Raw genomic sequence first — 26,236 nt, forward strand, 5'->3', positions numbered from 1 at the left:
GGCGGGCTTCTTTCTAATCAGAAGGAGGCTTGGTTGTGCTGCTTTTTCATCTTGTGATTATTGCGCTTCTGTTGGGGGCGGGGGTTTATTTTTTATTTTTGGTGCCGGCTCCTTATGAAGCGGTTACTTTTTTGATTTTTGCGTTGTACTTTTTGTTGACTTATTATGAACGGACGGCCCGGGCGTTTCCCAAACCGGTTTATTGGGTGACGGTTTTTTTGCTGGCTTTAAACGGAGTGGCTCAGGTCTTTTTTTATGCGGAAGGCCTGATGAATGGGATGATCAGCTTCTTTTTTGCTCTTTTGACATTTAAATCCATGCAGAAAGTGGCAGATCATTCAAAATAAGGGGATGTGTGATGGCGGAAAAAATCGGGGTGCTGGTGATTGCTCATGGTTCCAGAAGCAAACAGTGGGTCCGGTTGGTTGATGATGCCGCAAAACAGGTAAAAACGGACCATCCGCTTACGGTCGGTTTTTTGGAACTGGTGAAAGGGCGGAAGATTCAAGACGGAATTGATGCATTGGAAGCCCAAGGGGTAAACCGGATTTTCGCCATCCCTTTGTTTGCTTCTTCCGGCAGCAAACATATTGAAGAAATCCGGTTTATGTTGGGGCTGACCGGCCGTCTTCCGGCCGCATCCGATGCCGCACCGTTGAACGTGCATGCCAAAGTGGCGATGAGTCCCGCGATGGACGACCATCCGTACATTGCGGAAATGTTGGCCAAAAGAATCCAAGCTCTTATCCGGAAACCGGAGGAAGAGGCGGTTTTGCTGGTGGGACACGGAAATGGATTGCCTGGTTTCAAAGAGAAGTGGGAAGCCGGAGTGAACGGATTGGTGAAGCAGCTGCGGCGAAAGTTTCCTTTGGCCTGTATCACCTCTGCCTCCCTTTCATCGGACGAATTGCGAAAACGGGCTGATGCTTTGAGTCAGAAATACCGGGTGTTGGTTTTGCCTTTGTTTTTAAGCGAGGGGTACTTCACTGACCAACTGATTCCCTCCCGTTTGGAAGGATTGAAGGTGGAATACCTCAGGTCGGCATACTTGCCGGATCCGGGGGTTTCCCGTTGGATGGAGGCCATGGTGGAGGACCTGAAGAAAAAGACCAAGTCATAACAGATGACTTGGTCTTTTCTTTAAGATCCGGCAATTTGTTCAATCCTCCGGCAAACTTCTTCCGGGGTCAGGCCGCTTGCGCTGATGACCGGACAGTTTTCCACTTGGTCTTGCATGCCCATTAAATTCTGATCTTGTCCGGATATGACAATTGCGGCATAATTACCTTGATTTTGCAGTGATTCCGCTTGATATTCCTCCACTTGGAAACCTCTTTGGCTCAAGTAATCACGGACGGGCGATAATCCGGCTTCCACTGCAACGCGTTTCATGATTTAATCCCTCCTGTTTCTTGGTACGTTGTTAGTTTGATGGAAATGGCCCGGAATTATACGAAATGATGTGGGAGGAGAGAGGATGGAGAAAATCCGTTATTGGGGATGGATGGGATTTTTATTGTGGATGATCGTTTTTTTGCCTTTGTTGCCGGCAGAGGCCCATCCGTTGCATCTGGTGTCTACGGATCTTTCGGTCGAAGGCAATCAAATTCATGTCTCGATGCTGATCAATGAGCCCCTGTTGGAACAGGTGGCGGGGAAGCAGCTGGTGCTGAAGGAAAATAAAGTGCGTGAAGAACAGGAGAATCAAATCGAAAGCTATATAAAAACACGGTTTGTTGCAAAAAATAATAACCGTCCGATGCCATTCACATTGAAAGAAATCACCCGGCCGGAACCGGGGCACTACAGGGTGGAGGGAGTGTTTGTTTCCACGGAACCGGTTGGCAAAGTGGATTTGTCCTATCAAATGTTCTTTGAATTCAACAAAAGCCAACACCAAAACGTGGTCAAGATCCATAACGGGGATCAGGAAGGGCATTATGTTTTTCATGATGACAACCGGCATCTGACTTTTTCCAAACAAACGGATTTGTCGGTTTGGCTGACGGCCAAAGAGTTTGTTTATATGGGAATGACACACATTTGGTTTGGGTTTGATCACTTGGCTTTTTTGGCGGGTCTTCTGGTGGCCGCGGGAAACGCGAAAAACTTGTTGAAGGTGATTACTTGTTTCACCGTTGCCCATTCCATCACGTTGATTTTGGCCGTCATGGACATTATTGCAGCCCCCTCCAAGTGGGTGGAAGTGCTGATTGCACTGACCATTGTTTATGTTGCAGTGGAGAATTTCTTTTTCCGGACATACCCTCATCGACTGACGGTGACGTTTTTCTTCGGATTGATTCACGGTCTCGGGTTTGCCGGTTCGCTGGCGGATATCCACTTGCCCAAAACCAATTTTCTCACCGCCCTTTTTTCGTTTAATGCGGGGATTGAAATCGGGCAATTGCTGGTGGTTTCCCTTGTGTTCCCGTTGCTCCGGCGGATCCGCATGCAAAACGGGGCGCTTGAGCGCCGGGCCATCCGGTGGGTTTCGGCGGTGATGGCGGTGTTGGGAATTTTGTGGATGGTGGAGCGGGCTTTTGAGATTCAGATTCCGTTTTTCCCGATTTGAAGAAGAATGAATTTGTTTTTGTTATAATTAATTATTAAAGATGAACAATACTTTACATTTATAGAAGGATGTGTCGTTCATGGCAAAAAGTCATATCGGAGTAATCGGACTGGCAGTGATGGGCAAAAATCTGGCTTTGAATATGGAAAGCAAAGGTTATACCGTATCTGTCTTCAACCGTTCTCCGGAGCGGACGAAAAAGCTGACCGAAAAACACAGCGATTTGAATATCGTTGGTACATATACCATGGAAGAATTTGTTCAGTCTCTTCAAAGGCCGCGCCGGATCATGTTGATGGTCAAAGCCGGCCAACCGACGGATGACATGATTCAACAACTGAAAAAATACCTGGAACCCGGCGATATCGTGATTGACGGCGGCAATGCCTTTTACGAGGACACCATTCGCCGCAGCAAAGAATTGGAAGCCACCGGGATTCATTTTATCGGGGCCGGGGTGTCCGGAGGGGAAGAAGGAGCTCTGCACGGACCGGCCATTATGCCGGGAGGATCCAAAGAAGCCTATGAGCAGGTCCAACATATTTTGACCGACATTTCCGCCAAAGTAAACGGCGATCCCTGCTGCACCTATATTGGCCCGGACGGAGCCGGACATTATGTAAAAATGGTTCACAACGGCATCGAATACGGCGACATGCAATTGATCAGCGAAGCTTATCATTTGTTGAAACATCTGTTAAACATGAATGCCGAAGAATTGCATGAGGTCTTTAAAGAATGGAACCAAGGCGAGTTGAACAGTTACCTGATCGAAATCACGGCAGACATCTTTACCAAAGTCGATAAGGAAACCGGACAGCCGTTGGTTGAATTGATCCTGGATACCGCCGGGCAAAAAGGAACCGGAAAGTGGACGAGCCAAAGCTCCTTGGATCTCGGCGTCCCGCTCTCCATTATCACCCAGTCGGTTTATTCCCGCTTTTTGTCGGCCATGAAAGAAGAGCGGGTTAAAGCCAGCCAGGTCTTAAAAGGGCCGAAAACCGGCTGCCATACGGTGATCGAGGACCGGGAAGCATTGATCGAATCGATCCGCAAAGCCCTTTATGCCAGCAAGATCTGTTCGTATGCCCAAGGATTTGCCCAAATGAAAGCTGCATCCGATGCATTTGGCTGGGATTTAAAACCCGGGGAAATCGCGATGATTTTCCGTGGCGGATGCATTATCCGTGCCCAATTCCTGCAAAATATCAAAGAGGCATATGACCGGGATCCGAACTTGAGCAACTTGCTTTTGGACCCCTACTTTAAAGGGATTGTGGAAGAGTATCAGCAAGCTTGGCGGGAAGTGGTGGCAACGGCGGTGTTAAACGGCATTCCGGTGCCGGCTTTTGCCAGTGCCATCAACTACTATGACAGTTACCGCTCTGAGAAATTGCCGGCCAACCTGTTGCAAGCCCAGCGCGATTATTTTGGAGCTCATACTTACCGGCGCATTGACCGGGAAGGCGTGTTCCATACGGAGTGGACAAAAGAATAATTTGGAGACCCCGGGATATCATTTCCGGGGTTTTTTTCTTGCATTTTATACATAAAACGAATAATATATATCTGTGCTTCTAATAATATTCGTTTTTTGGGGGAGTTCATCCATGTTTCAATTGGAAAAACACGGATCTTCCGTTAAAAAAGAAATCATTGCAGGAATGACCACCTTTTTCACCATGTCTTATATTATGGTGGTGAACCCGATTATTTTGGCGGATGCCGGGGTTCCCTTTTCGTTGAGTTTCTTTGCCACCATCATTGCGACGGTGGTTGGAACGCTGGTCATGGGATTGTTCGCAAATTACCCGATTGCCATTGCTCCGGCGATGGGTTTAAATGCATATTTTGCCTATTCCGTGGTGAAAGCCCATCAAGGATTGGGATATGAAGAAGCGTTCGCGGCGGTCTTTGTCGCGGGGATTCTCTTTGTTCTGATTTCGTTGACGCCGCTTCGGACCAAGCTGATTGAAGTGATCCCTTCCAATTTGAAAAGCGCGATCACCGCAGGCATTGGATTGTTTATTGCTTTCATCGGTTTGCGAATGTCGGGATTGATTCAAGACCATCCCTCCAATTTGGTGGCGCTTGGCAATCTTCATTCTGCTTCGGCGCTGCTTACGCTGGCCGGATTGGCGATCACACTGGCTTGTATGGCCTTGAATCTTAATGGCGCTTTATTTATCGGGATGATCGGGACGGGAATCATTGCTTATTTGACGGGACAGCTTTCTTTTGACAGCGGCATTGTGTCGGCTCCCGAGATTCCAAACCGGCTCGTGGTGGACAATCCGGTTCATGCGTTTCAAATCGTGTTTGATTACGGTTTGTATGCAGTGGTCTTTTCCTTTTTGCTGGTCACTTTGTTTGACACCACCGGCACTGTCTTGGGGGTTGCCAAACAAGCCGGATTGATGAAGGAGGGAGTGCTTCCCCGGGGGGAAAGGACCCTGCTGGCCGATTCGGTCGCAACCTTGACGGGCTCCGTTTTTGGAACCAGTCCGACTTCGGCCTATATTGAATCGTCTTCCGGTGTGGCTTCTGGCGGGAGAACCGGGTTGACAGCCGTGGTGGTGGCCGTGTTGTTTGCCCTTTCCGCCTTTTTCAGCCCGTTGGTTCAATCCGTGTCTGGGATTGCGGCCATCACGGCCCCGGCTTTGATTGTGGTCGGCGCCCTGATGATGAGCCATGTCAGCCATATCCAATGGAACGAGATCGATGAGGCATTCCCGGCATTTATGGTGATTTTGAGCATGCCGCTGACGTCAAGCATCGCCACGGGAATTGCGCTGGGCTTTCTCACCTATCCGCTGATGAAAATCTTCCGCGGCAAGTGGAGAGAAGTTCACTGGCTGGTGTATCTCTTTGCTGTCCTGTTCTTTTTCCAACTGGTTTATCTGCCCCATTGACCCGGACATTGACAGGCTTGTGGGAATTTCCCGCAAGCCTTTTTCTATAACGAAATATTCACTTTGAAGTGGGCAGGGGTGTTGGGTAAACTAGTAACTAGGTGTTTGTTCCAACGGAATAAGGAAAAATGACGGCAATTTTTTTGAAAGTCCAAAGGAGCTGGCTCTATGAAACGGGCACGACTGATATATAATCCCACAGCCGGAAGGGAAATGATAGCCAGGAAGTTGCCGCAGTTGATCGCGGTATTGGAACAGGCCGGATATGAAACCTCCTGCCATGCCACCACGGGACGGGGTTATGCCACCCGGGAAGCCCGCATTGCCGCAAAACGGGGAGAGGACGTGGTGATTGCCGCCGGCGGGGACGGGACGATTCATGAAGTGGTCAACGGGTTGGCGGAGTTTCCAAACCCTCCCGCACTCGGCATTTTGCCCGGAGGAACCACAAATGATCTGGCCCGGGCTTTAAAACTTCCCCGGGATTTGGAAGAAGCTTGCAAAGTAATTGCCAAAGGAAACACCGTCGATGTGGATGTCGGTGTGTTTGGAGATAAATATTTCATCAATGTGGCGGCAGCCGGCCGGTTGACGGAAGTCACCTATGAGGCGCCCAGCCGTTTAAAGTCCATGGTGGGGCCGTTGGCTTATTACGCCAAAGCGATTGAAAAGCTGGGGAGCCTTCATCATCCTTTCCCGGTCGAGCTTCAAACGCCCCGTGGGAAATGGAAGTCGGAAATCTGGCTGATCATCATTGCCAACAGCGTCTCTGTCGGGGGATTTGAACGGCTCGCTCCCGAAGCCAGTCTGAATGACGGTTTGTTTGATGTGCTCATCATTCCCAAAGCCAATATCCCCGACTTGTTGCACTTGGCTGCCCTGGCCCGTAAAGGGGAACATATCCGGGATTCGAGAATCATTTATTTCCAAACGGATGAGCTCGAGATCAACACCCCGATTTCCCTGAAATTAAATTTGGACGGGGAGTGGGGAGGGGAGCTTTCCGGTAAGGTGAAAATGCTGCCGCGCCACTTGCAGATCTTTTGTCCATAGTCGCCGTTCATCCGGGTTGATGAACGTTTTTTTATGAAGGAGTTGTTCGGATGAAGAAAGCAAATCCGCCGGTAAAAACAGGCGATGTGATTGAAATGGAAATCACCGGCTTGTCCCATGACGGAGCCGGTGTCGGGAAATACCAGGGATTCACCATCTTTGTTCCGCAAACGGTTCCGGATGAGAAAGTCCGCGTCCGCGTTCAAGTGGTGAAAAAAACATACGGGAAGGGCGAGGCGATCCAAGTGTTGAAAAGCCATCCCCGCCGGACGGAGCCCCCTTGCCCGATTTACCATGAATGCGGGGGATGCCAGATCCAACATTTGCAATATCCTGCCCAACTGGAGTATAAACGGCAACAGGTGGCGGATCATTTTGAGCGGATCGGCGGCATGCAGGTGCCGGTTCTCCCCGTGTTGGGCATGGAAGACCCATGGCGGTACCGCAATAAAGCCCAGGTTCCTTTGGGATGGGAGGACGGGAAAGTGAAAGCCGGTTTTTATGCGGCCGGATCGCACCGGATCGTGGATATGGAGGCCTGCCTCATCCAGCATGAAGCCAATGATCAAGCTGTCCGGAAAGTCAAAGAACTGGCCCGGGAACTGAAAACCCCCGTTTATGACGAAACCAAACACCAGGGATGCTTGCGGCATGTGATGGTTCGCACCGGTTTTCACACCGGGGAAATGATGATTGTGCTGGTGACGAACGGCAAAAAACTGCCGCATCGTGACAAATGGGTGGAGGCGTTGCGAAAAGAGTTTCCCGCGCTCAAGTCATTGATCCAAAACATCAATTCCAAACGGACCAATGTGGTCTTGGGTCCGGAAAATGAAGTGTTGTGGGGCCGGGATTTCATTTACGACCGGATCGGGGAAGTGACCTTTGCCATTTCGCCGCATTCCTTTTTCCAGGTCAATCCCGTGCAGACCCAAGTGCTGTATGATCAAGTGGCCCGGTATGCCGGCCTGACCGGCCATGAAGTCGTGATCGATGCTTATTGCGGAATCGGAACCATTGCCTTGTACCTGGCGCAAAACGCCAAGCGGGTGTACGGGGTGGAGATTGTCCCCGCCGCTGTCCGGGATGCAAAAAGAAATGCGAAAATTAACGGCATGGATCATGTCACGTTTGAAACGGGAGCCGCGGAAGAAGTGTTGCCCCGATGGTACAAAGAAGGGATCCGCCCGGATGTCGTGGTGGTCGATCCGCCGCGAAAAGGCTGTGACCGGGTGCTGCTCGATACCCTCGTTTCCATGCAGCCTGAGCGGCTCGTCTATGTTTCCTGCAATTCATCCACGTTGGCCCGTGATGCAAAATACCTCGCAGAATGCGGGTACCGGGTGCAGGAAGTGCAACCGGTGGACATGTTTCCGCAGACCGGGCACATAGAAAATGTTGCAATGTTGAAATTAGAAAATTAACCAGAATAAAAAGATGTGAAGAAATAGGCCTTAACCTGTCCTTGGGGGGGGTCTATTTCTTTTAATATAGTGTCATTAGAGCAATAATTTCATTGACTCAAGCCGTAAATATCTTTTTATATTTGATAATTTGCCATATACCCATTACAAATTACAATAACTGTGCCTCCAGAAGGAGTCGAAACGGTCTGACTTTGTTCAGGGAGTTTCTGCTTTTGGCAGCGACTCAAAAAAATACATTCGTATTTTTCTGCGGTGTCATGCTCCGTAGCATATTCAAAGTCCTGCGGGAACAACACGATCCTAAAGACCTGAGCAAACGCGCTTGCGCGTTAACCTATACCCTTTGACAAAGGGTCGATATTTATATTAAAATTAAGAATATAAAGTTTATTTATTATATATTTTTTAAGGGAATAAAATGAATTCATATGTTAAGTTTTCAAATATAAACGGAAATAAATTAGTACAGTTGAAAACAGGAAAGAGCAAGAATGGCATTTATAATATCCAGTATATTAACAACTACCACAGATTACATTGAGGTCTGAAAAATGCAGTCAAATTCCAAGAGGCCAGCAATTCGTTCGTCTCATGGATTCAGATAAATAAGAATTTATTGAATGATATTGAAAGGAGATAATTATGGGAAATTCATTTCAGCGGGAAGATGTTGACTTTTATTCCAAGGGAACAAGATGCAGTGCATGGTTGTATTTACCAGCAAGCGATAAAAAATGCCCCATAATTGTAATGGCTCACGGATTGGGTGGAACTCGTGAAATGCGTTTATATGAATACGCTGAAAGATTTGCAGAAGCAGGATACGCTTGCTTTTTATTTGACTATCGTAACTTTGGGGCAAGTGACGGCAATAAAAGACAACTGATAAATGTAAAAATGCAGCTCGAAGATTGGAATAATGCCATCGAATATGTCAAAAAAGACAATCGCATTGACGGAGAGAATCTTTTGCTCTTTGGCACTTCATTCAGCGGTGGGCATGTAATATGGCTGTCGGCACACAGAAATGATATTAAAGCAACAGTAGCACAATGTCCATATACGGATACCATGGCCACAGTAAAAATGGTATCCCTGCCTTATATCCTGAAAAAAGTACCTTTTGTTATTGCTGACTTATTATCCTGTATAAGAGGATATCATCCCGTCATGCTGAAACTCTCCACATACAAGGGAGAAAATGCGTTTATGGAAGCCGATGAGGAAACCACAAAGAGATTTATTGGAGATGCAGAATTTAGAAATGAAGCACCAGCAAGAACATTACTTGAATTTGTCAAGTATTCTCCCGGCAAATATTTCAGTAAAATCAACAATCCGATTTATGTTGCGGTTTGTTCAAAAGATTCATTGGCTCCTGCAGAAAAAACCATACAACTTGCAGGAAACACGAAATACTCAACTTGTAAACAGTATGATTGCGGACACTTTGATATTTATTTAAATCCGTATTTTGAAGAAGCTATCAATGATTATATCAACTTTTATAATGAGATATTATTGTAAAACAAGACAGATCTGATTTTCGTATATGTCAGAACTAAGTTAAATGCACAAATCCCGGTTTGTAGAGGAAATAACGTCTCCTTTACAATTACACAAAAGATCAACCATATTTAGTAACAGAGCCTTTTTATTTTACATACTTTTCAAATCTCCATTGAGCTAAGGTATCATAAATTTCTTTTGTTTCTTTTATTGGTTCACCTCCACAATCGGATCCGTAACATAAAAGGTATTGAAAAGAAGTGATAATGCACCACTTCATCTCATTTTTTATAATTTGTCTGCCGTCAACACTCGAGATACGTGGAGTGCGTGGCATGGATGAAAAAAGATTGACAGAAAGACATTGGATCCGGATTTGATATAAAAGCACTGATCATTTCCGGATCTTTTTCAGTATCAATCCGGAGGAAATTTACAGGGAATGGATATGTGGAGCTAAAAAGAGTGGCTACAGGGATGGAGTTCGTCGAAGTCATCTTTCCTTTTGCGAATAAACGTTTCTGTTCTTCGCCCCGTTCTGAAAGAAGGGGTGGACAAGAAAACGGAATTCTTGCCCTTAAGTGGGAGGCGTCAAGCAAGATAAACCGGAAGCAATATTTCGTCCACCAGCCGTTCCAACCGTTTAGTGTCAATCGCATCCTTACGCAGAATATTTTCAATCCGGATCAGGTCAAAAGGCAAGGTCAGTGTCTCGTCGCTGACCTTTTTTATTTTTTCCCCCCGGTTTTTGGCGAACTCGAGCAGTTTCCGCATGACCTGGATGTTCTTATTGGTTGCGTTGATTTCAAGTTCAGCTGCGATTTCTTTGTTTTGCCCCATTTCAAATAAAATCGCATTCATGATTTCACGCTCACACCGGTCATAAATGCTTTGGTAAAGGGTGAGCAACTGCAACAAGTCCCCGCGCAAACTTCCGGTATCCTCAATTTTATCAATCAAAGCCCCGTCGAGTGCGTCGATTGCTTTATATGCCGCGATGTCACGGATCAATTCCAAGGGAGTTTTCCAACGGCGGTACAAGACCGAACGGCTGGTTTTGGCGGCCTGCGCGATTTGTTGAAAGGTCAGGTTGTTGTAGCCGACCTTTTTGATTAACTGAATCGTGGCTTCATAAATGCTTTCGGTCAGCGTGTCTCCTCTTCTGCGCGTATTCTTGTTTGGATCTTTCATTTCTTCACCTTCTTTCGGGAAACCTTAATCCCGGACCAAATTTTTCTAAAACATTATACCATATTGTTTTTGGAAATAAGGTACATATTGAATCTTATGGCGGCAGTGTGTATACTGATTAAAGTACAATGTGTATCCTAATAAGGTGGTGAGATGATGGAAAAAGATAAATTGCCCAAAGGATTGCTCAGCATTGCGTGGATTTTGGTACTTGGCGCACTGCCGCCGATGTTGGACTCCACGATCGTGAATATTGCGGTGAATGATTTGGCAAAAGTGTTTTCAGCCTCCTTCGTGGTTACGCAATGGGTTGTGACCGGATATGTTCTTGCGTTGGGGATGGCCGTCCCCTTCTCCGGATGGCTGATGCAAAAATATGACGGCAAGAAGGTGTATATGTACGCATTGGGACTGTTTTTGATCAGCTCTCTCCTTTCCGGATTTGCTTGGAACATTGAGAGTCTGATTGCATTTCGTGTGTTGCAGGGGATCGCTTCCGGGATCATCATTCCAACGCTGACGACCTTGGTTGCACAAGCTGCCGGCGGCGAAAACATCGGGCGTCTCATGTCTGTTGTCGGAATTCCGGTTGTTTTTGGCCCGATTGCCGGACCGGTGATCGGAGGGTTGATTTTGCAGCACTCCGAGTGGCAATGGTTGTTCTTTGTAAACCTTCCGGTCGGAGCCCTTGCACTCATCATTGCGCAATGGAAGCTTCCAAAATTTGAGCCGGTGAATCGATCAGCAAAACTGGACTGGATCGGTATTTTGTTGTTGGCGATGTTATCGGGAATGTTTATCTATGGCATCACAGAGATCCGGGCGGAAAGCAAGCATGCAGCCACAGGCATTCTGGCTTTGGGAATCGCTTTTCTGTCACTGATTTCCTACCTGCTTTATGCATGGAAGCAAAAGAGCGAAGCATTGATCCCGCTGGATCTGTTTCAATCCAAAAATTTCAGTGCCGTGTTCTTTTCCCTGTTCCTGGCCGGGTTTGCCACCAACGGACCCATGCTGCTTTTCCCGATGTTTTTTCAAAATGTACTTGGTCTGGACGTGATCACATCGGCGTTGTGGCTGATTCCCCAAGGCTTGGGGATGCTGGTGGCACGGCCGTTGATTGGAAACTTGACGGATAAGATCGGAGCCCGGTATGTTGTGCTGCCTTCGATTGCCATCACCATCATCGGGACGTTCCCGTTTATATTTTTTGATGTTGACTCGGCACAGTGGATCATCTGGATTGTACTGTTCATACGCGGAATCGGCGTTGGAGGGATCACAGTCCCTGTAATGAGCGACGCTTATGTGGGATTGGAAAAGTCACAGATGCCGGCAGCCAGCGTGGCCACTCGCATTATCCAAAACGTCGGGGCAGCTTCCGGTTCTGCCATTTTGGCAACCGTGGTGAGCCATGTCCTCGGGGGAGCTGCGGCAGCCAACTTGGCCGGAGCTTATCACTCCGGTTTTGTGACAAGCTTGATTTTCATGGGGATCAGCATCCTGCCGGCATTGTTTTTGACTGACAAACTGAAAAACCGGATACAAGGACCTCAGGTGCAAAATCAATAAGGAGATGAATTTGAAGCGAATTCAAGGAAGATCTTGTGAAGCCCGAGGTGGATTTGTCACTTCGGGCATTATTTTGGAAAAAGGCCGGCGGGGTGGGTTCCGGCATATTGAAACGCCTTCATGAATAGAATGACCTGACATATTCATGAAGGAGGAAAGCCATGGGTTACTATGTGAAGGCAAATCATATCAATATATATGTCGAAGATTTAAGGCCCGAATGCCAAAAGGTCATCTTGTTTTTGCACGGTTGGCCCGGCAATCATCATCTGTTTGAATACCAGTTCAACCGGCTTCCCAAATACGGGTATCGCTGTATCGGCATGGATATCCGGGGATTTGGCAAGTCTGACAAACCGTTTTCCGGCTATGATTACGATACGTTGGCCGATGATGTGAGAGGGGTGGTGGAGGCGCTCGGATTGCGTGATTTTACATTGGTCGGGCATTCCACCGGCGGTGCCATTGCGGCCAGATATATGGGACGGCATCAGGGTTACGGGGTGTCGAAGCTGGTTTTGGTCGCAGCTGCTGCCCCCAGTTTGATCCGCCGAACCAATTTTCCATACGGGGTTGAGAAAGAAACCATATTGCAGATCATCAAGGACACTTACCGGGACCGTCCCCGGATGCTTCGGGATTTCGGGGACCGTTTTTTTTACCAACATACATCGCAAGCATTTTCCGACTGGTTTTTCCAATTGGGGTTGGAGGCGGCGGGATGGGCCACGGCTGCCATTGCAAAAACCTGGATCCGGGAAGTGTTGTTTACCGATTTGGAAGCGATCCGGGTGCCGGTTTTAATCATTCACGGCATTCATGACCAAGTGGTTCCTTTTGAACTGGGAGAAATCCAACAAAGGATGATCCGGAATGCCAGGTTGGTCCCGTTTCAATTTTCCGGTCACGGATCTTTTTATGATGAGAAAGATGAATTTAACCATCAATTGGCGCGATTTATCGGTTGAGAAGAAAATTGAGGATCTGAGTAAGGTATGAAAACATTGTTGGTTTGGGATTGGCTGTCTCAATCGGTAAGCTTGCTGATTGGAGTGCGTTTCCAAGAAAAAGTGTGCCTCCGAAATGGAGGAGGCAAATTATGCGGGATGGGATTTACCGGAGATGGCGGACATCCCAATGATCAGGAACAAAAAAAGTTGCTCTACTTTAATTCAGTAGAGCAACTTTTTTCAATTAATTGCGGATCAGATAGTCAAATGCTCCCAATGCGGCGGTTGCACCGGAGCCCATGGAAATGATGATTTGTTTGTAGGCACTGTTGGTACAATCCCCTGCGGCAAAGATGCCCGGAACATTGGTGGCACCTTTGGAATCGACGATGATTTGGCCGCGATCCATTTCGACCGTGCCTTCCAACCATTCGGTATTCGGCACGAGACCGATTTGGACAAAGACACCTTGCAGTTTGATGTGATGTTCTTCACCAGTCTCACGATCGATATATTTGATTCCGTCCACTTTATCTGTGCCAGTGATTTCCTTGGTTTGGGCATTGGTAATCACGGTGACGTTGGGAAGGCTGTTCAGGCGTTTTTGCAGAACTTCGTCTGCTTTTAGTTCAGGCATAAATTCGAGGACGGTGACATGATTGGCGATCCCTGCCAGGTCGATGGCCGACTCGATGCCGGAATTTCCTCCGCCGATGACGGCCACGTCTTTTCCGGCGAATAACGGTGCGTCACAGTGTGTGCAGTTTGCCACACCTTTGTTCCGGAATTTATCTTCTCCGGGAACACCGACATTACGCCAACGGGCACCCGTTGCAATAATGACGGTTTTGCTTTTTAACACGGCACCGTTTTCCAGGAAGATGTCAATCATGTCGTCTTTCTTTTCGATCCGTTTAACCGTTTGTGAATCCATCACATCGACAGGGTAATCCCTGACATGCGCTTCCAGTTGGGAAGCCAGTTTTTCCCCGTCGGTTTGTTTGACGGAGATGAAGTTTTCAATGGTGGTGGTGTCCAAAATTTGGCCGCCAAACCGGTCGGCAATGATACCTGTGCGAACCCCTTTACGCGCTGCATAAATGGCCGCCGTTGCGCCGGCAGGCCCTCCGCCGATGACGAGGACATCGAACGGATCTTTTTTATTGAATTCCGACGGGTCGGATTCGCTTCCAAGTTTTTTGAGAATGTCGCCGATCGTCATCCGTCCGCTTTCGAAAAATTCGCCATTCAGGTAAACCGTGGGCACAGCCAGGATGTCTTTGCTTTCCACTTCTTCCTGATAGGCTTTTCCTTCGATCATGGTGTGTTTGATACCCGGATTCAAAACACTCATCATGTTCAAAGCCTGCACCACATCCGGGCAGTTGGTGCAACTCAGGCTGACATATGTTTCGAAGTGGTATTCGCCATCCAGATTTTTAATTTGGTCAATAATGCTTTGCTCCACTTTGGGCGGTCTGCCGCTGACTTGCAACAGAGCCAGCACAAAGGAAGAAAACTCGTGACCCAGAGGAATACCTGCAAAGACAATTCCTGAATCTTCTCCAACACGGTCCACGCTAAAGCTGGGCGTGCGCTCCAATGTGGTTTTTTCCACTTTGATTTTGGGGGACATGCCCGCAACTTCATCCACGAAGGCGAGCATGTCTTGGGATACTTTATCGGAGCCGGCGCTCACTTTAAGAACGATATCGTTTTCCAATAGTTGGAGATATTGTTCCAGTTGTGTTTTTATTTCTGCATCCAGCATGTATATCGCTCTCCTCAGATTTTTCCAACCAGGTCAAGGCTCGGCTTAAGGGTTTCTTCTCCTTCTTTCCATTTTGCCGGGCAAACTTCGCCAGGATGGTTGCGTACGTATTGAGCTGCTTTGATTTTGTCCACGATGGTGCTTGCGTCGCGTCCGATGCCGTCAGCGTTGATTTCGACAGCTTGGATCACGCCGTCCGGATCGATGATGAAGGTACCGCGGTCAGCCACACCTTCTTCTTCTCTCAATACATCGAACATGTTGATCAGCACATGAGCCGGGTCGCCGATCATGGTGTAGGTGATTTTGCTGATCGCTTCGGAATGATCATGCCATGCTTTGTGCACGAAGTGGGTGTCAGCGGAAACGGAGAATACTTCCGTGTCCAGTTTTTTCAGGGTTTCATATTGATCTTGCAAGTCTTCAAGCTCGGTCGGGCAAACAAAAGTAAAGTCTGCCGGGTAGAAGCAAACAACGCTCCAATGACCTTTGAAATCTTCTTCCGTCACTTCGACGAACTCACCATTTCTGTAAGCTTGCAATTTGAAAGGTTCAACTTTTTTACCGATTAAAGACATGGCTTGTTTCCTCCTGTTTTTAAGATATATGAAGCGCTTCGTGGGGATTGAAGGCTCGCTTCTTTAATTAATTCCTATTTAATAATAATTATAATTTATCTTGTTGTCAACGTTTAAGTAACTGAACCATTGAAACGGCTCCCGGCGCCGCCACATAAGCGGTTTTCCTGGTTCCATCCTCTTCCGGATGCAGGGCGGAGCTTCGGTTCCCCGTTGGTTGAAGCGTCTCCATTTTCATCTTTTATTTATTATTATCATAACTCATCATGAATAGTAATCATGCGCTTTTGATGAATAAAAAAATGCGGAATTTCTCTTGACCCTGACCTTGGGTAAGACTTTAGAGTGGATGGCGGGAGGTGAAGCGATGTGTCCTATACCGTGCAGGAAGTGGCGAAACTCTCCGGTGTGACCGTGAAGACGTTGCACCATTATCACAAAATCGGACTGTTGTTGCCAAAGAGGGTGGACGACAACGGATACCGTTATTATGGCGATCAGGAATTAAAACGGTTGCAGCAAATTTTATTTTATCGCGAGTTGGATTTTCCGTTGAAGAAAATCAAAGACTTGCTGGACCAGCAAACGGACCGGCTGAGCTGTTTGTTGGAACAGCATTCCCTCTTAAAAGAAAAAGAGCAGAGACTGGCCGGCATTTTGCGGACGTTGGAGGAAACCATCCGGCACGAAAAGGAGGAAATTCCGATGAGAAAGGATAAGATGTTTTCCGGGTTGAATGAAACCGAATGGAAAGAAGCGATGAAAGAGCAGAATGATTATTTGCAAAAAAACTACGGCTACGAAATTGGTTCAAGTGAAATCCATGCTGACGCGATGAATGAAAAGGCGAATGAAGCGGTTGAATTTATGTCGTTTATGGCCTCCGCCTTGAGAAACGGCATCGGTGTCAACGACAAGCGGGTACGGGATGCGATTGAAAAACACATCCGGTTCCTTCAAAAAGACATGGACATGGATGCAAAGGGTTTTTTGGCCCAAACCCGGTTTTTTATGATGGATGATTTTCACCGGAAGCAAATGGAATCGCAACAGACCGGCTTGAGTTATTATCTCTTCTGTGCGGCAGAGAATTATGCGTCGAATTAAACAATCCGACCGGGACCGCCGTCAAGATCCAATGCGAAAACGAGTGACAAAATATAGATCAGGTGATATATAAACATCTGCAAAAAAAGGGTTTTCCGTCCCTTGGCCGGAAAACCCTTATGTTTTACGTTCGTTTTTTGACCGGAATCCAAATCTCGCTGTAAGCATGGTCTTTTTGGTTTTGATCCCGTTTGGAAAAGGAAAAAGCAGGGGCATTGATGAGTTCATAATTGGAAGAGGGGAGCCATTCGGAATACACTTTGGCCATGGTTTCCTGCAGTGTGGAAGGGAAGGGACCTTCATTGGGGAAGACGGCCCAAGTGCATGCAGGCACCGTCACCTTTTCCAACCGGTCACTCACCTGATTTTTCGTCGTCAAAACCCCGATCATATGCGTTAATTCTCCTTCTTCTTTTAAGAAGTCAGCATCCGCTTCATAAGAAGCATTGACGACTTCATAAGGCTCGATGTTTTGAAGTGCATGCATTTCTTCTTTTTGCTCATCCGTGATGCTTTCTGCCAGTTTGACAATGTCTTGGTTGATTCCTTTGAATTGCATGGGAACCCGTTTCTTGACACCGACCAGATGAAAAGCCGGTTTGTCTTCGATCCGAAACTTCATGGAATGGCCTCCTTTGACTGTAATGACAAATGAAAGTTTGGGAAAAGATTGGCTGACGCCGTTCTTGATGACATCCGAGGGCAAATGACCGCTCCATTTTTTGAAAGCCCGGGTAAAGCCGTCGAGGGTATAACCGTATTTCAAAGCCACATCGGTCACGGTTTCTCCTTGCAACAGGTCCATGCCGGCTTCCGATAATCTTCGGTTTTTTATATATTCACTCAGAGGAAAGCCGGTAAGATAAAAAAATATCTTCCGAAAGTGGTAGTCCGAAACCCCGGCATATTCCGAAATCGATTCCAGAGTGAGTTCATCGGTCAAATGATCCTCAATATAGTTGATCACGTCATTCAATTCTTTTAACACATGGTTTCCCCCCTTCGGCATCGACATCATAACAAAACGCCATGCATTGCCGCTCGACTTTATTCATCCAAAAAAGATCGGATCATCAATCGGTATCTCATTGTCCGTTGTATACGTTTTCGATTGTTTTTAAAACCGATGGTGTGATGTCGGTCAAAGGGAGTTGTCATTGAGGAAGTTACAATGGAAATCAGCACCATGAAAAAGGGGAGGAGGAAGGAAACTGATCCAAAGATATATTGGCTGTTTTATGATAAAGGGTTTTCCGTCCCTTGGCCGGAAAACCCTTATTACGTTCGTTTTTTGACCGGAATCCAAATCCCGCTGTAAGCATGGTCTTTTGTTGGGAGTATTGCAGAGTTGATCATTGCCAGAAGGGGCAACCGGCATCCCTCATATTTACTTCACATGTAACAATCCTGTCAGTAACACGTTTAACCCGTACAGGAACTGCCGTTCAAAGTCCGGATCAAATGCATATTGCTTGCCAAAAAGCATTTCAAACTGCTTAAGTTCCTCTGAAGAAAGCTGCTTTGCCCGGATTTCATCGGCGACAAACGATAATATGTAATTATTGATGAGATTGGCTGCAGTCATACAATTTTTGTCAGATACCCCGAGCTTGGTCAGGGCAGATAAAACAAATTTGATGGCTTTGATTCTGCTCGGTGTCTTGGGGACAGATTGCGCAAAAATATCGACCGCATCCCGGGTATGAAGCAAAACCCTCCTGAATTCCAAAGCGATGGCTGTTAATGCTTCTTCAGGATGATCGACCGATTCGGGAAAAGATACATCCCGGGTGATGTGTTCTGCAATCAAATCATATAATTCCTGTTTATTTTTGATATGCCAGTACAAGGAAGCCGCCTTGATGTTTAACTCCTTTGCAAGTGCCCGCATTGTCAAATTCCCTATGCCATCCCGGTTTAAAAGATCCAGCGATGCTTGGATAATGGCTTCTTTGGTTATGGTCATCCAATCACTCCAAGAGAATATTTTCGAAACATTGACACTAACGGTGTTAGATTGTATACTGGCAGTATAAGCAGACTAACAATGTTAGGTGATTGCATTATAACCTGTTGCAACCGGATTATCAATACACCCAAGGCAGAGGAGCTTTGCCCCGGTGACTGGCAGATTGATTTCCGGTTGAAAAAGGATGGTGAAAAACATGATCAAGAACAGGAGAAAAAAGAAAGATGTCGGGATCTATGGTTTGGCGGCCAAATGGTATGACCGAAACACGCGTAAGAACCGGCTTGCGGAAATGCGGGAATATGCCAATGAAGTGGCATCGCATGTCGGCGAAAATGCAAAGATCTTGGAAGTCGCCCCCGGCCCGGGTTATTTGGCCATCGAGCTTGCCTTAAGAGGTTTTCATGTAACGGGTGTTGAGATCAGCCCCGATTTTGTGAAGATTGAAAAAGAAAATGCAAAGAAAGCCGGTGTATTTGTTGATTTTAAAGAAGGAAATGCATCCAGTTTGCCTTGTGACGACAATTTTTTCGATTTTGTTGTATGCAGTGCGGCATTCAAAAACTTCAAGGAGCCCTTAAAAGCATTGAATGAAATGCACAGAGTGCTGAAACCGGGCGGAACTGCACTGATCATTGACATGAATCACGAGGCCACCGCAGAAGATATAGAGAATGAAATCAAGAAGACAGGCATGAAAGGATTTGACAAATATTTTGTAAAATTCGCATTTAGAACTTTCCTGAGGGAAGGCGCATACACCAAATAAGGGTTTGAGGAATTAATCAACGAATCGTGTTTTGAAAATTACAAGATTAAAAAAGAAGGCATCAGTTTGTATGTCTATCTTTATAAGTAAATGAAACGGGTTGCTCTGGCGAATGCTGATTCACAAAATAAATGATTGTATCTGAAAAGTGGAAACGCCGATTCCATGCGCTCCGTTAAATTGCCTTGCCAATTCAGGGGATAAAAGCTGGCCTGATTGGCGTTTTTTTGTCTTCCATTTCACCATTCACCTCATTCAACTTCTCTCTGAATCCATCCTTGATGAAGATGTCCGCATGTCTTATCCTCACATCAAGAATCCGGCACCACTTTGCAACGGAAATCATGGATATGATCGCCGCAATTGAAGACAAGAGGATGCTCCCATTGACAAAAACAATGCTCCAAAGTATAATTTGTAATACAAGTAATACTAATTATACCAAACGTACCGAAGAAAAATATCTTGGATGAAGGAAAAGATCAAAGCGAAAGTACATCTGTCCGGTTACCACCGGTTCCAAAGGGGAAAGCATAATGACAAGTGTAAAGTCGGATGTCCATAAGGTTGGCAGAGTCCATTATTTGGACAATATCCGTTGGGCAACCGTGATTTTGGTCTTGATTTATCACGTGTTTTATCTGTTCAACACGGTCGGCGTGCCTTTTCCGGTTGCAGATGATGCCGGGGTACGCGCGTTTGATACGTTTTCTTATATCGTTTATCCGTGGTTTATGGTCATCCTTTTTTTAATCGCCGGGATCAGTGCCAGGTATGCGCTCTACAAGCGGACCCACCGGGAATTTTTAAAAGACAAAGTGAACAAGCTTTTGGTTCCGTCCACCCTGGGGTTGTTTGTCTTTCACTGGATCTCCGGGTACTTGAATATCAAGTGGGGAGGCGGGCTCGATTCCATTCCGGTTTGGATGCGTTATCCCGTTTTTGCCATGGCCGGAACCGGCCCTTTGTGGTTTATCCAAATGCTGTTTTTATTTTCAGTCTTCTTGGTGTTGATCCGCAAAATGGATAAAAACGATAAAATCTGGGCCTTTTGCGGGAAAATCAACATCGTCATGATCCTGTCGCTCGTTTTTGTCATCTGGGGGGCGGCACAGGTTTTGAATCCGCCTTTGATCACAACGTACCGGTTTGGGATCTATGGTGCCGCTTATCTGATCGGTTACTTTGTTTTTTCCCATGATGAGGTTCAAAACGCCGTCGAAAAGATCCGGATTCCCATGTTGTTTGCGGCCGTCATTCTGGGAGTGGCCTTTACCGTCTGTTACTTTGGGGAAAGTTTCGTCTCCACAAAGTGCCTGACAAGCTTTTTGACCAACTGTTATCTGTGGGCCGCCATCCTTGCGATCCTCGGCTGTGGCAAAGCCTGGTTTAATAAAACATCCGCTTTTGCATCCTATATGACCCGATCTAGCTTCGGTTTTTATGTGGTGCATTACTTGGTCGTTCAAGTGGTTTGTTTCTATGTTTACCATTTCAGTCCCTTGCCGAAGGCCCTGAATTACTTTTTGGCCTTGGCCATCGAACTGCCCGGCACGTTTCTCCTCTATGAGGGATTGCGGAGAATTCCTGTCATCCGCTATCTTGTGCTCGGGATGAAGAGGAAAAAAGTAAAACAACCGGCTCCCGTTTGATTCGAGGAGCCGGCTTCTTTTTTTAGATATGCTTCCAAAATGTTTCCTGTCCCTCTGATTTTCCGGATGAACCCGAAACAAAGTCAAATTAGTCCAAGGTTCCTGGTCATGTTCTCTGGAGGTACAAACTCTTTTCAAATAGTTGGTTGCCTGATTTCATCAAACTCCGTATCGCTGATATGAAATTTTTCGGGAAGTTAAACAGGATGAATGATGGACAGGGCAGTAGTAAAAGTAAACATAACTGAATCCTTCACTCACTTCCGCATACAAATAAACTTTCTCCCATTCTTCAGGAATCATTTCAACAATGGTTTCTCCAATCTGCTGATATATCTTTCCTAATTGATCTTCCATTGATTTTCCTCTGGCTCGTAGTTTATCGGCAAAAAAATTTATCATATTTTATAGTGAAAAACGTTATAAAAAATAAAGCCAGCTCCCTTTTTTTTGAGGGAGTCGGCTTTTTCATTTTCATCAGTCCGGATAAGTCCATACTTCGTTCACTAAATCACAGGCATCGCCTGAATAAGGATAGAACAGATAATAAGGGAGTGTCGATCTCTTTCCACCGGCTTGGTCAAAACACTCTTTAAAAAAAGGAAGTAAATATTCTTTTACATAATCATCCATATCACCTACGAGCTCGTCGTCTTCTACCATTTTCTCAAATTCCTCGGGGGGAAGCTCTTGCCTAATTTTTGTAAAAGCATCAAATCCGAAGCCTAATTCCGAATCGCCTCCATATACATCGATGGGGAGTTGTTTTCCCCATCCGTTCATGGGGGTAACCGATACACCAAAAATACCGCCATCCCCTCTGACTTCCAACAAGATAAAAGTGGCATCCGGATGAAACGGATATTGAAATAATTCCTGGAAATGCTGAATTACTTCATCTTTCTTCTCATCGATTGCCTCTTGGATAAGTAATTTAATTTTACAATCCATTATCTTCCCTACCTGTTTTTTTATTGACTACCGTCCACCCTCCCAAAATTTGGAGGAGTATAAAAATAAGAAATAGAAGGGGAAAGGGGAGATTTTACTTTTCTTCTTTATCCTTTTTTAAGTATTTTTCTAAAAATTTTCTGTCTTCTTGTTCCTCCGGGATCATTCCAAGGTATCGATACTTCCAAATAATTCGGCGATGCAGTGGACTGGCATCGGAAAGATCCTCGTAGTCGTAATCGATTTTAAACTTTCCGGATGAATCCATGAACAAAGTCAGATTGGTCCAAGGTTCTTGATCATGTTCTTTGAAGGTTTTCCACAGTTCTTCAAATTGATGAAATAATTTTAACGATTTTAATTTATACTCTCTTCGATCGATATAAAACCTCTCTGGTATATCCAAGTAATAGACAGGACATGCGTTGTCTTCAGGGTAATAGTAGAAATAAACATAACTGAGTCCTTCACTCACTTCCGCATATAAATATAATTTCTTCCATTCTTCGGGGATCAAATCATAAATGGTTTCTCCGATTTGCTGATAAAGTTTACCTAATTGGGCTTCGAATAAAAAAAGAAAACCGGATTCAATTCTACTATAGAAACCGGTTTTCTTGATCACGTTCATCAATAAGTGTCTAATCATAGAGAATTCTATTTCGAAAAGAAGAAATAGAAGTTTAAAAAATCTTGGGTTTATCTTACGACAAGGATTTTATTAATAATCTATTGGTTTAGATATTTACTCAGTAAGTTTAAAGTTATATACTGTATTTACAAATGAATGTCAAATATTAAATTTGACATTGCGAAGGGATGTATTATGAGGCTTGGTGAAATTGCCCAAATCAGAACAGGGCTTGTGTTAAGCAGGAAAAAGGCAGGGCTGGATACCACAAAAGTTACTTATCAATTGCTGACGCTTAAAAATATAAGTGAAGATGGAATGATAGTGAATAAAGATTTTGAAGTGTTTATCAGTCGTGATGAATTGGATGATCGTTATTTTACGGAAGAAGGCGATGTCCTGATGCGGTTAAGCCAGCCATATACAGCCATTTATATAGATCAGGAGTATCGCGGACTGTTGATTCCGTCATATTTTGCAATAATCAAAGTGGATCAGAATAAAGTGATGCCTCAATATATTGCATGGTATTTAAATACATTCAATGTGAAAAAGGATTTGGAACGATATCAATCAGGCAGCCGAATCCCAAGTACAAACAAAGATGTAATCAGGAAACTCCCTGTTATCATAACATCCATGTCTATGCAAAAAATATTAATCGAACTTTACAAAATTCATCAAACTGAAAAAAATCTTTACAAAAATTTAATAAAAGAAAAAGAGAAAAGGTTTCAAGGCATGACTCAATATATTATAAAAGGGCATTATCAGGAGGATTTATAATGGAAGAAAAAATAACTCAGGAAAAAGTTAATAGTGTCTTATGGCAAGCGGCTGATACTTTTAGGGGAAAAATTGACTCATCAACTTATAAAGACTACATTCTGACCATGTTGTTCATTAAATATTTAAGCGATACATATAAAGAGAACTTGGAAGAATATAAAAAGCGTTATGAAGGGGATGAACGACGCATCCAGCGGGCATTGGCAAGAGAACGGTTTGTGCTGGATGAAAAATCAACCTTTGACTATTTGTACAGTAAAAGAAACGATCCGGAAATCGGGGAAATCATCAACAAAGCATTGGAACATATTGAAAATGAAAACACTGGAAAACTTCGCGGCGTTTTCCGCAATATCGATTTTAACAGTGAGGCAATCCTTGGGAAGACCAAGGAACGAAACGCGATCCTTCGTGCCTTGTTGGAAGACTTCAATAAATTGTCTCTTCGCCCATCACAGTTAGGGGATGAAGATGTTGTCGGAAATGCCTATCAGTATATGATTGGCCTGTTTGCTTCCGATGCCGGGAAAAAGGGCGGAGAGTTTTATACGCCAGCCGAAGTCTCCGAACTGTTGGCGCGTTTGGTTAAACCCCGGGAAAATGACCGCATCTATGACCCGACATGCGGTTCCGGTTCCCTGTTGATCAAAGTGGCCAAACAAGTGCCAAGCGGAAAAGTGGCTATTTATGGGCAGGAACGGAACGGGGCTACCCACTCGCTCGCGCTGATGAATATGTATTTGCATGGGATCGATGATGCCAAGATTGAATGGGGCGATACTCTGGCCAATCCACTGCATCTGGAAGATGGGAAGTTAATGAAGTTTCAAGTCATTGTGGCCAATCCACCCTTTTCATTGGACAAATGGGCGATGGGCTTTGCAGGGGAAGGAACAAAAGATAAAAAGTTCAAAATGGAAGCCAGCCTGGATCCACACCGAAGATTTGAATGGGGCGTTCCGCCAAGCTCTAAAGGAGATTATGCCTTTGTCCAGCACATGCTGTATTCATTGTCGGGAAATGGCCGCATGGCAACGATTTTGCCGCATGGTGTCCTGTTTCGGGGAGCCAGTGAAGGAAAGATCCGCAAACAAATCATTGAAATGAATTTACTGGATGCAGTCATTGGGTTGCCGGAAAAACTTTTCTATGGCACGGGAATCCCGGCCTGTATCATGGTGTTCAAAAGAGACCGCAAACGGAAAGACGTTCTCTTTATCGATGCCTCGGGCGAAGAACATTACGAAAAAGGCAAAAACCAAAACAAATTGCGAGAACAGGATATCGAAAAAATTGTGGAAACGTATGAGAAACGGGAACCCATCGATAAATATGCCTATGTCGCAACATTGGATGAGATCAGGGAAAACGACTACAACCTGAACATCCTCCGCTATGTGGATACCTTTGAAGAAGAAGATCCTGTCGACATGGATGCGGTGAAAGAGAACATTCGACAGATCCAACAGGAGTTAAAAGAAGTGGAAACACAAATGGAACGGTATTTGAAAAAGCTGGGTATCTAAAATTGAAAGGAGGGAGTTATATATTGAATCAACAACAAATAAAAGAAAAAAACACAATAAAATATCCCACAGATTGGAAGGCTCAATTGCTTGGAGAAATAGGAGAGTTTATTAAAGGTAAAGGAATTTCTAAGCGAGAAATTAAGGTTAATGGAATCCCTTGTATTTTATATGGGGAGATATATACTGATCATCACGTGTTGGTAAGGAAATTCAAGTCATTTATAGATCAAAAGACTGCGTTAAAAAGTACGAGGATAAAAAAAGGGGATTTGTTGTTTACTGGATCAGGAGAAACTAAAGAAGAGATTGGTAAGGCAGTAGCTTTTCTTGGAGATGTAGAAGCATATGCAGGAGGAGATATAATAATACTAAGACCAAACAAAAGTGTTAACTCTCTGTATTTATCATATGCTCTTAATTCAGAGGAATTAATTAAAAAAAGAGCTAGATTGGGACAAGGACATTCAGTGGTTCACATATATCCAAAAGAACTTAAAAATATAAAGATATACCTTCCCCCCTTACCTGAGCAACAAAAGATTGCCTCAATTCTCTCCATTTGGGACAAGGCAATTGCTTTGAAAGAAAAGCTGATTGAACAGAAAAAAGAGCAGAAAAAAGGATTAATGCAAAAGTTGTTGACAGGTGAAGTGAGATTGCCCGGGTTTAAGAATGAGTGGAAAAGCATTAAACTTGGTAATTTGATAAAAGAAGTAAAAGAAAAAAGTACAGTGAATAATCAATTTCCAGTTTTATCTGTTACAAAGAATGGAATTGTTGCGCAAGAAGAACATTTTAATAAACAGGTTGCTAGTAAAAATAACATTGGTTACAAGATTGTGAGAAAAAATAACCTAGTTTTTAGTACAATGAACTTGTGGATGGGAAGTTTAGATGTTTTAACCACCTATAATATTGGTATTGTGTCACCTGCATATAAGGTTTTTGAGCTTAACTATCAAAGATTTCACCCTACTTTTGCAAAGTATTTTATGCAATCAGAATTTATGATTTGGTTATACAAGGTAAATTCTGAACAAGGTGCAAGTATTGTACGTAGAAATTTGGATTTAAAGGGATTATTAAACACTTTAGTTACTATCCCACCATTAAATGAGCAAATAGAAATTGCAAAGTTATTGATTAACTCTGATAGAGAAATTGATCTTCTTGTAAGTGAATATGAATTATTAAAACAACAAAAAAAGGGCCTTATGCAATTGCTTTTAACCGGAAAAGTACGGGTAAAGGTTTGATTGCCTTTACTCTTTTCCGTTCATTATAAGACAGAGGGTGGATCA

General features: G+C 44.8%; 25 protein-coding genes and 1 pseudogene. 17 read left to right on the forward strand and 9 right to left on the reverse strand.

Annotated features, from left to right (window positions below):
- The first annotated feature begins 35 nt into the window (after positions 1-35).
- Both ATH33_RS09260 and ATH33_RS09265 read left to right on the forward strand, forming a co-directional pair.
- Complete coding sequence (locus ATH33_RS09260; RefSeq protein WP_037993086.1) at positions 36-347, forward strand: hypothetical protein; 312 nt, start codon at positions 36-38, stop codon at positions 345-347.
- 11 nt (positions 348-358) lie between these two features.
- Positions 359-1,120 (forward strand): sirohydrochlorin chelatase, encoded by a 762-nt coding sequence (locus ATH33_RS09265; RefSeq protein WP_037993085.1) that lies wholly within the window; start codon positions 359-361, stop codon positions 1,118-1,120.
- 20 nt (positions 1,121-1,140) lie between these two features.
- Here the strand turns inward: ATH33_RS09265 and ATH33_RS09270 are convergent, their stop codons facing one another.
- Positions 1,141-1,392 carry a YkuS family protein gene (locus tag ATH33_RS09270; protein ID WP_037993084.1) on the reverse strand — a complete coding sequence of 84 codons (252 nt, stop codon included), beginning with the start codon at positions 1,390-1,392 and terminating at the stop codon, positions 1,141-1,143.
- Between the two features lie 85 nt (positions 1,393-1,477).
- Here ATH33_RS09270 and ATH33_RS09275 point away from each other — a divergent pair, with 85 nt between their 5' ends.
- The 7 genes and pseudogenes from ATH33_RS09275 (at position 1,478) to ATH33_RS09305 (ending at position 9,494) form a co-directional block, all read left to right on the forward strand.
- On the forward strand, positions 1,478-2,575 hold the full coding sequence (locus ATH33_RS09275) for a HupE/UreJ family protein (RefSeq protein ID WP_049720588.1): 1,098 nt from the start codon (positions 1,478-1,480) through the stop codon (positions 2,573-2,575).
- A gap of 79 nt (positions 2,576-2,654) precedes the next feature.
- A complete protein-coding gene (gene gndA / locus ATH33_RS09280; protein ID WP_037993082.1) occupies positions 2,655-4,073 on the forward strand; it encodes an NADP-dependent phosphogluconate dehydrogenase in 1,419 nt (472 codons plus the stop codon).
- Positions 4,074-4,185: 112 nt separating this feature from the next.
- Positions 4,186-5,487 (forward strand): NCS2 family permease, encoded by a 1,302-nt coding sequence (locus tag ATH33_RS09285; protein WP_037993081.1) that lies wholly within the window; start codon positions 4,186-4,188, stop codon positions 5,485-5,487.
- A gap of 168 nt (positions 5,488-5,655) precedes the next feature.
- Positions 5,656-6,540 (forward strand): diacylglycerol kinase, encoded by an 885-nt coding sequence (locus tag ATH33_RS09290; RefSeq protein WP_037993079.1) that lies wholly within the window; start codon positions 5,656-5,658, stop codon positions 6,538-6,540.
- Between the two features lie 50 nt (positions 6,541-6,590).
- Positions 6,591-7,964, forward strand: a complete 1,374-nt coding sequence (gene rlmD / locus ATH33_RS09295; protein WP_049720587.1) for a 23S rRNA (uracil(1939)-C(5))-methyltransferase RlmD — start codon at positions 6,591-6,593, stop codon at positions 7,962-7,964.
- 415 nt (positions 7,965-8,379) lie between these two features.
- Positions 8,380-8,496, forward strand: a pseudogene (locus tag ATH33_RS09300) (IS1595 family transposase); the annotation flags it as partial.
- Between the two features lie 113 nt (positions 8,497-8,609).
- A complete protein-coding gene (locus ATH33_RS09305) occupies positions 8,610-9,494 on the forward strand; it encodes an alpha/beta hydrolase (RefSeq protein WP_037993075.1) in 885 nt (294 codons plus the stop codon).
- Between the two features lie 573 nt (positions 9,495-10,067).
- On the opposite strand, the gene ATH33_RS09310 is transcribed toward ATH33_RS09305, so the two are convergent.
- Positions 10,068-10,667, reverse strand: a complete 600-nt coding sequence (locus tag ATH33_RS09310; protein WP_037993074.1) for a TetR/AcrR family transcriptional regulator — start codon at positions 10,665-10,667, stop codon at positions 10,068-10,070.
- Positions 10,668-10,823: 156 nt separating this feature from the next.
- Here ATH33_RS09310 and ATH33_RS09315 point away from each other — a divergent pair, with 156 nt between their 5' ends.
- Positions 10,824-12,239 (forward strand): MDR family MFS transporter, encoded by a 1,416-nt coding sequence (locus ATH33_RS09315; protein WP_037993073.1) that lies wholly within the window; start codon positions 10,824-10,826, stop codon positions 12,237-12,239.
- Positions 12,240-12,400: 161 nt separating this feature from the next.
- A complete protein-coding gene (locus tag ATH33_RS09320) occupies positions 12,401-13,207 on the forward strand; it encodes an alpha/beta fold hydrolase (RefSeq protein WP_121874321.1) in 807 nt (268 codons plus the stop codon).
- 226 nt (positions 13,208-13,433) lie between these two features.
- On the opposite strand, the gene ahpF is transcribed toward ATH33_RS09320, so the two are convergent.
- Together ahpF and ahpC are read right to left on the reverse strand one after the other, a co-directional pair.
- The gene (ahpF, locus tag ATH33_RS09325) at positions 13,434-14,960 is read right to left on the reverse strand and encodes an alkyl hydroperoxide reductase subunit F (RefSeq protein ID WP_037993069.1); all 1,527 of its coding nucleotides are present in this window, start codon (positions 14,958-14,960) and stop codon (positions 13,434-13,436) included.
- Positions 14,961-14,974: 14 nt separating this feature from the next.
- Positions 14,975-15,538 (reverse strand): alkyl hydroperoxide reductase subunit C, encoded by a 564-nt coding sequence (ahpC, locus tag ATH33_RS09330; RefSeq protein WP_037993068.1) that lies wholly within the window; start codon positions 15,536-15,538, stop codon positions 14,975-14,977.
- A 369-nt stretch (positions 15,539-15,907) separates the two neighbouring features.
- On the opposite strand from ahpC, the gene ATH33_RS09335 reads away from it, so the two are divergent.
- Positions 15,908-16,645: a MerR family transcriptional regulator gene (locus ATH33_RS09335; RefSeq protein WP_037993065.1), complete on the forward strand. Its 738-nt coding sequence runs from the start codon at positions 15,908-15,910 to the stop codon at positions 16,643-16,645.
- Positions 16,646-16,769: 124 nt separating this feature from the next.
- On the opposite strand, the gene ATH33_RS09340 is transcribed toward ATH33_RS09335, so the two are convergent.
- Both ATH33_RS09340 and ATH33_RS09345 read right to left on the reverse strand, forming a co-directional pair.
- Positions 16,770-17,633, reverse strand: coding sequence for an AraC family transcriptional regulator (locus tag ATH33_RS09340; RefSeq protein ID WP_037993062.1), 864 nt, complete (start codon positions 17,631-17,633; stop codon positions 16,770-16,772).
- A 399-nt stretch (positions 17,634-18,032) separates the two neighbouring features.
- Complete coding sequence (locus ATH33_RS09345) at positions 18,033-18,611, reverse strand: TetR/AcrR family transcriptional regulator C-terminal domain-containing protein (protein ID WP_049720582.1); 579 nt, start codon at positions 18,609-18,611, stop codon at positions 18,033-18,035.
- Between the two features lie 199 nt (positions 18,612-18,810).
- Here ATH33_RS09345 and ATH33_RS09350 point away from each other — a divergent pair, with 199 nt between their 5' ends.
- Positions 18,811-19,383 (forward strand): class I SAM-dependent methyltransferase, encoded by a 573-nt coding sequence (locus tag ATH33_RS09350; RefSeq protein WP_242062462.1) that lies wholly within the window; start codon positions 18,811-18,813, stop codon positions 19,381-19,383.
- A 536-nt stretch (positions 19,384-19,919) separates the two neighbouring features.
- Positions 19,920-21,035 (forward strand): acyltransferase family protein, encoded by a 1,116-nt coding sequence (locus tag ATH33_RS09360; protein ID WP_062843279.1) that lies wholly within the window; start codon positions 19,920-19,922, stop codon positions 21,033-21,035.
- Between the two features lie 159 nt (positions 21,036-21,194).
- Here the strand turns inward: ATH33_RS09360 and ATH33_RS09365 are convergent, their stop codons facing one another.
- From ATH33_RS09365 to ATH33_RS09375, 3 genes are all read right to left on the reverse strand, one after another.
- Positions 21,195-21,392 (reverse strand): immunity protein YezG family protein, encoded by a 198-nt coding sequence (locus ATH33_RS09365; RefSeq protein WP_049720579.1) that lies wholly within the window; start codon positions 21,390-21,392, stop codon positions 21,195-21,197.
- 120 nt (positions 21,393-21,512) lie between these two features.
- The gene (locus ATH33_RS09370; RefSeq protein WP_049720578.1) at positions 21,513-21,986 is read right to left on the reverse strand and encodes a hypothetical protein; all 474 of its coding nucleotides are present in this window, start codon (positions 21,984-21,986) and stop codon (positions 21,513-21,515) included.
- Positions 21,987-22,080: 94 nt separating this feature from the next.
- Positions 22,081-22,617, reverse strand: coding sequence for an immunity protein YezG family protein (locus ATH33_RS09375; protein WP_049720609.1), 537 nt, complete (start codon positions 22,615-22,617; stop codon positions 22,081-22,083).
- Positions 22,618-22,812: 195 nt separating this feature from the next.
- Between ATH33_RS09375 and ATH33_RS09380 the strand changes: the two genes are divergently transcribed.
- The 3 genes from ATH33_RS09380 to ATH33_RS09390 are packed head-to-tail and all read left to right on the forward strand — an operon-like array spanning position 22,813 to position 26,191.
- Entirely contained in the window at positions 22,813-23,403 is a 591-nt protein-coding gene (locus ATH33_RS09380) for a restriction endonuclease subunit S domain-containing protein (RefSeq protein WP_049720577.1), read from the forward strand.
- Positions 23,403-24,932 (forward strand): type I restriction-modification system subunit M, encoded by a 1,530-nt coding sequence (locus ATH33_RS09385; protein WP_121874322.1) that lies wholly within the window; start codon positions 23,403-23,405, stop codon positions 24,930-24,932. Before ATH33_RS09380 ends, ATH33_RS09385 begins: the two co-directional genes overlap by 1 nt.
- Positions 24,933-24,955: 23 nt before the next feature.
- Positions 24,956-26,191, forward strand: a complete 1,236-nt coding sequence (locus ATH33_RS09390; protein WP_049720575.1) for a restriction endonuclease subunit S — start codon at positions 24,956-24,958, stop codon at positions 26,189-26,191.
- Positions 26,192-26,236 lie beyond the last annotated feature (45 nt).

Source organism: Thermoactinomyces vulgaris, assembly GCF_003688725.1.
Classification (GTDB): Bacteria; Bacillota; Bacilli; order Thermoactinomycetales; family Thermoactinomycetaceae; genus Thermoactinomyces; species Thermoactinomyces vulgaris.

Excerpts from the sequence above, each read along its gene's own strand:
- ATH33_RS09265 (WP_037993085.1), top strand. The coding sequence starts at position 359 with ATGGCGGAAAAAATCGGGGTGCTGGTGATTGCTCATGGTTCCAGAAGC.
- ATH33_RS09270 (WP_037993084.1), bottom strand. The coding sequence starts at position 1,392 with ATGAAACGCGTTGCAGTGGAAGCCGGATTATCGCCCGTCCGTGATTAC.
- ATH33_RS09275 (WP_049720588.1), top strand. The coding sequence starts at position 1,478 with ATGGAGAAAATCCGTTATTGGGGATGGATGGGATTTTTATTGTGGATG.
- gndA (WP_037993082.1), top strand. The coding sequence starts at position 2,655 with ATGGCAAAAAGTCATATCGGAGTAATCGGACTGGCAGTGATGGGCAAA.
- ATH33_RS09285 (WP_037993081.1), top strand. The coding sequence starts at position 4,186 with ATGTTTCAATTGGAAAAACACGGATCTTCCGTTAAAAAAGAAATCATT.
- ATH33_RS09290 (WP_037993079.1), top strand. The coding sequence starts at position 5,656 with ATGAAACGGGCACGACTGATATATAATCCCACAGCCGGAAGGGAAATG.
- rlmD (WP_049720587.1), top strand. The coding sequence starts at position 6,591 with ATGAAGAAAGCAAATCCGCCGGTAAAAACAGGCGATGTGATTGAAATG.
- ATH33_RS09305 (WP_037993075.1), top strand. The coding sequence starts at position 8,610 with ATGGGAAATTCATTTCAGCGGGAAGATGTTGACTTTTATTCCAAGGGA.
- ATH33_RS09310 (WP_037993074.1), bottom strand. The coding sequence starts at position 10,667 with ATGAAAGATCCAAACAAGAATACGCGCAGAAGAGGAGACACGCTGACC.
- ATH33_RS09315 (WP_037993073.1), top strand. The coding sequence starts at position 10,824 with ATGGAAAAAGATAAATTGCCCAAAGGATTGCTCAGCATTGCGTGGATT.
- ATH33_RS09320 (WP_121874321.1), top strand. The coding sequence starts at position 12,401 with ATGGGTTACTATGTGAAGGCAAATCATATCAATATATATGTCGAAGAT.
- ahpF (WP_037993069.1), bottom strand. The coding sequence starts at position 14,960 with ATGCTGGATGCAGAAATAAAAACACAACTGGAACAATATCTCCAACTA.
- ahpC (WP_037993068.1), bottom strand. The coding sequence starts at position 15,538 with ATGTCTTTAATCGGTAAAAAAGTTGAACCTTTCAAATTGCAAGCTTAC.
- ATH33_RS09345 (WP_049720582.1), bottom strand. The coding sequence starts at position 18,611 with ATGACCATAACCAAAGAAGCCATTATCCAAGCATCGCTGGATCTTTTA.
- ATH33_RS09350 (WP_242062462.1), top strand. The coding sequence starts at position 18,811 with ATGATCAAGAACAGGAGAAAAAAGAAAGATGTCGGGATCTATGGTTTG.
- ATH33_RS09360 (WP_062843279.1), top strand. The coding sequence starts at position 19,920 with ATGACAAGTGTAAAGTCGGATGTCCATAAGGTTGGCAGAGTCCATTAT.
- ATH33_RS09365 (WP_049720579.1), bottom strand. The coding sequence starts at position 21,392 with ATGGAAGATCAATTAGGAAAGATATATCAGCAGATTGGAGAAACCATT.
- ATH33_RS09370 (WP_049720578.1), bottom strand. The coding sequence starts at position 21,986 with ATGGATTGTAAAATTAAATTACTTATCCAAGAGGCAATCGATGAGAAG.
- ATH33_RS09375 (WP_049720609.1), bottom strand. The coding sequence starts at position 22,617 with ATGAACGTGATCAAGAAAACCGGTTTCTATAGTAGAATTGAATCCGGT.
- ATH33_RS09380 (WP_049720577.1), top strand. The coding sequence starts at position 22,813 with ATGAGGCTTGGTGAAATTGCCCAAATCAGAACAGGGCTTGTGTTAAGC.
- ATH33_RS09385 (WP_121874322.1), top strand. The coding sequence starts at position 23,403 with ATGGAAGAAAAAATAACTCAGGAAAAAGTTAATAGTGTCTTATGGCAA.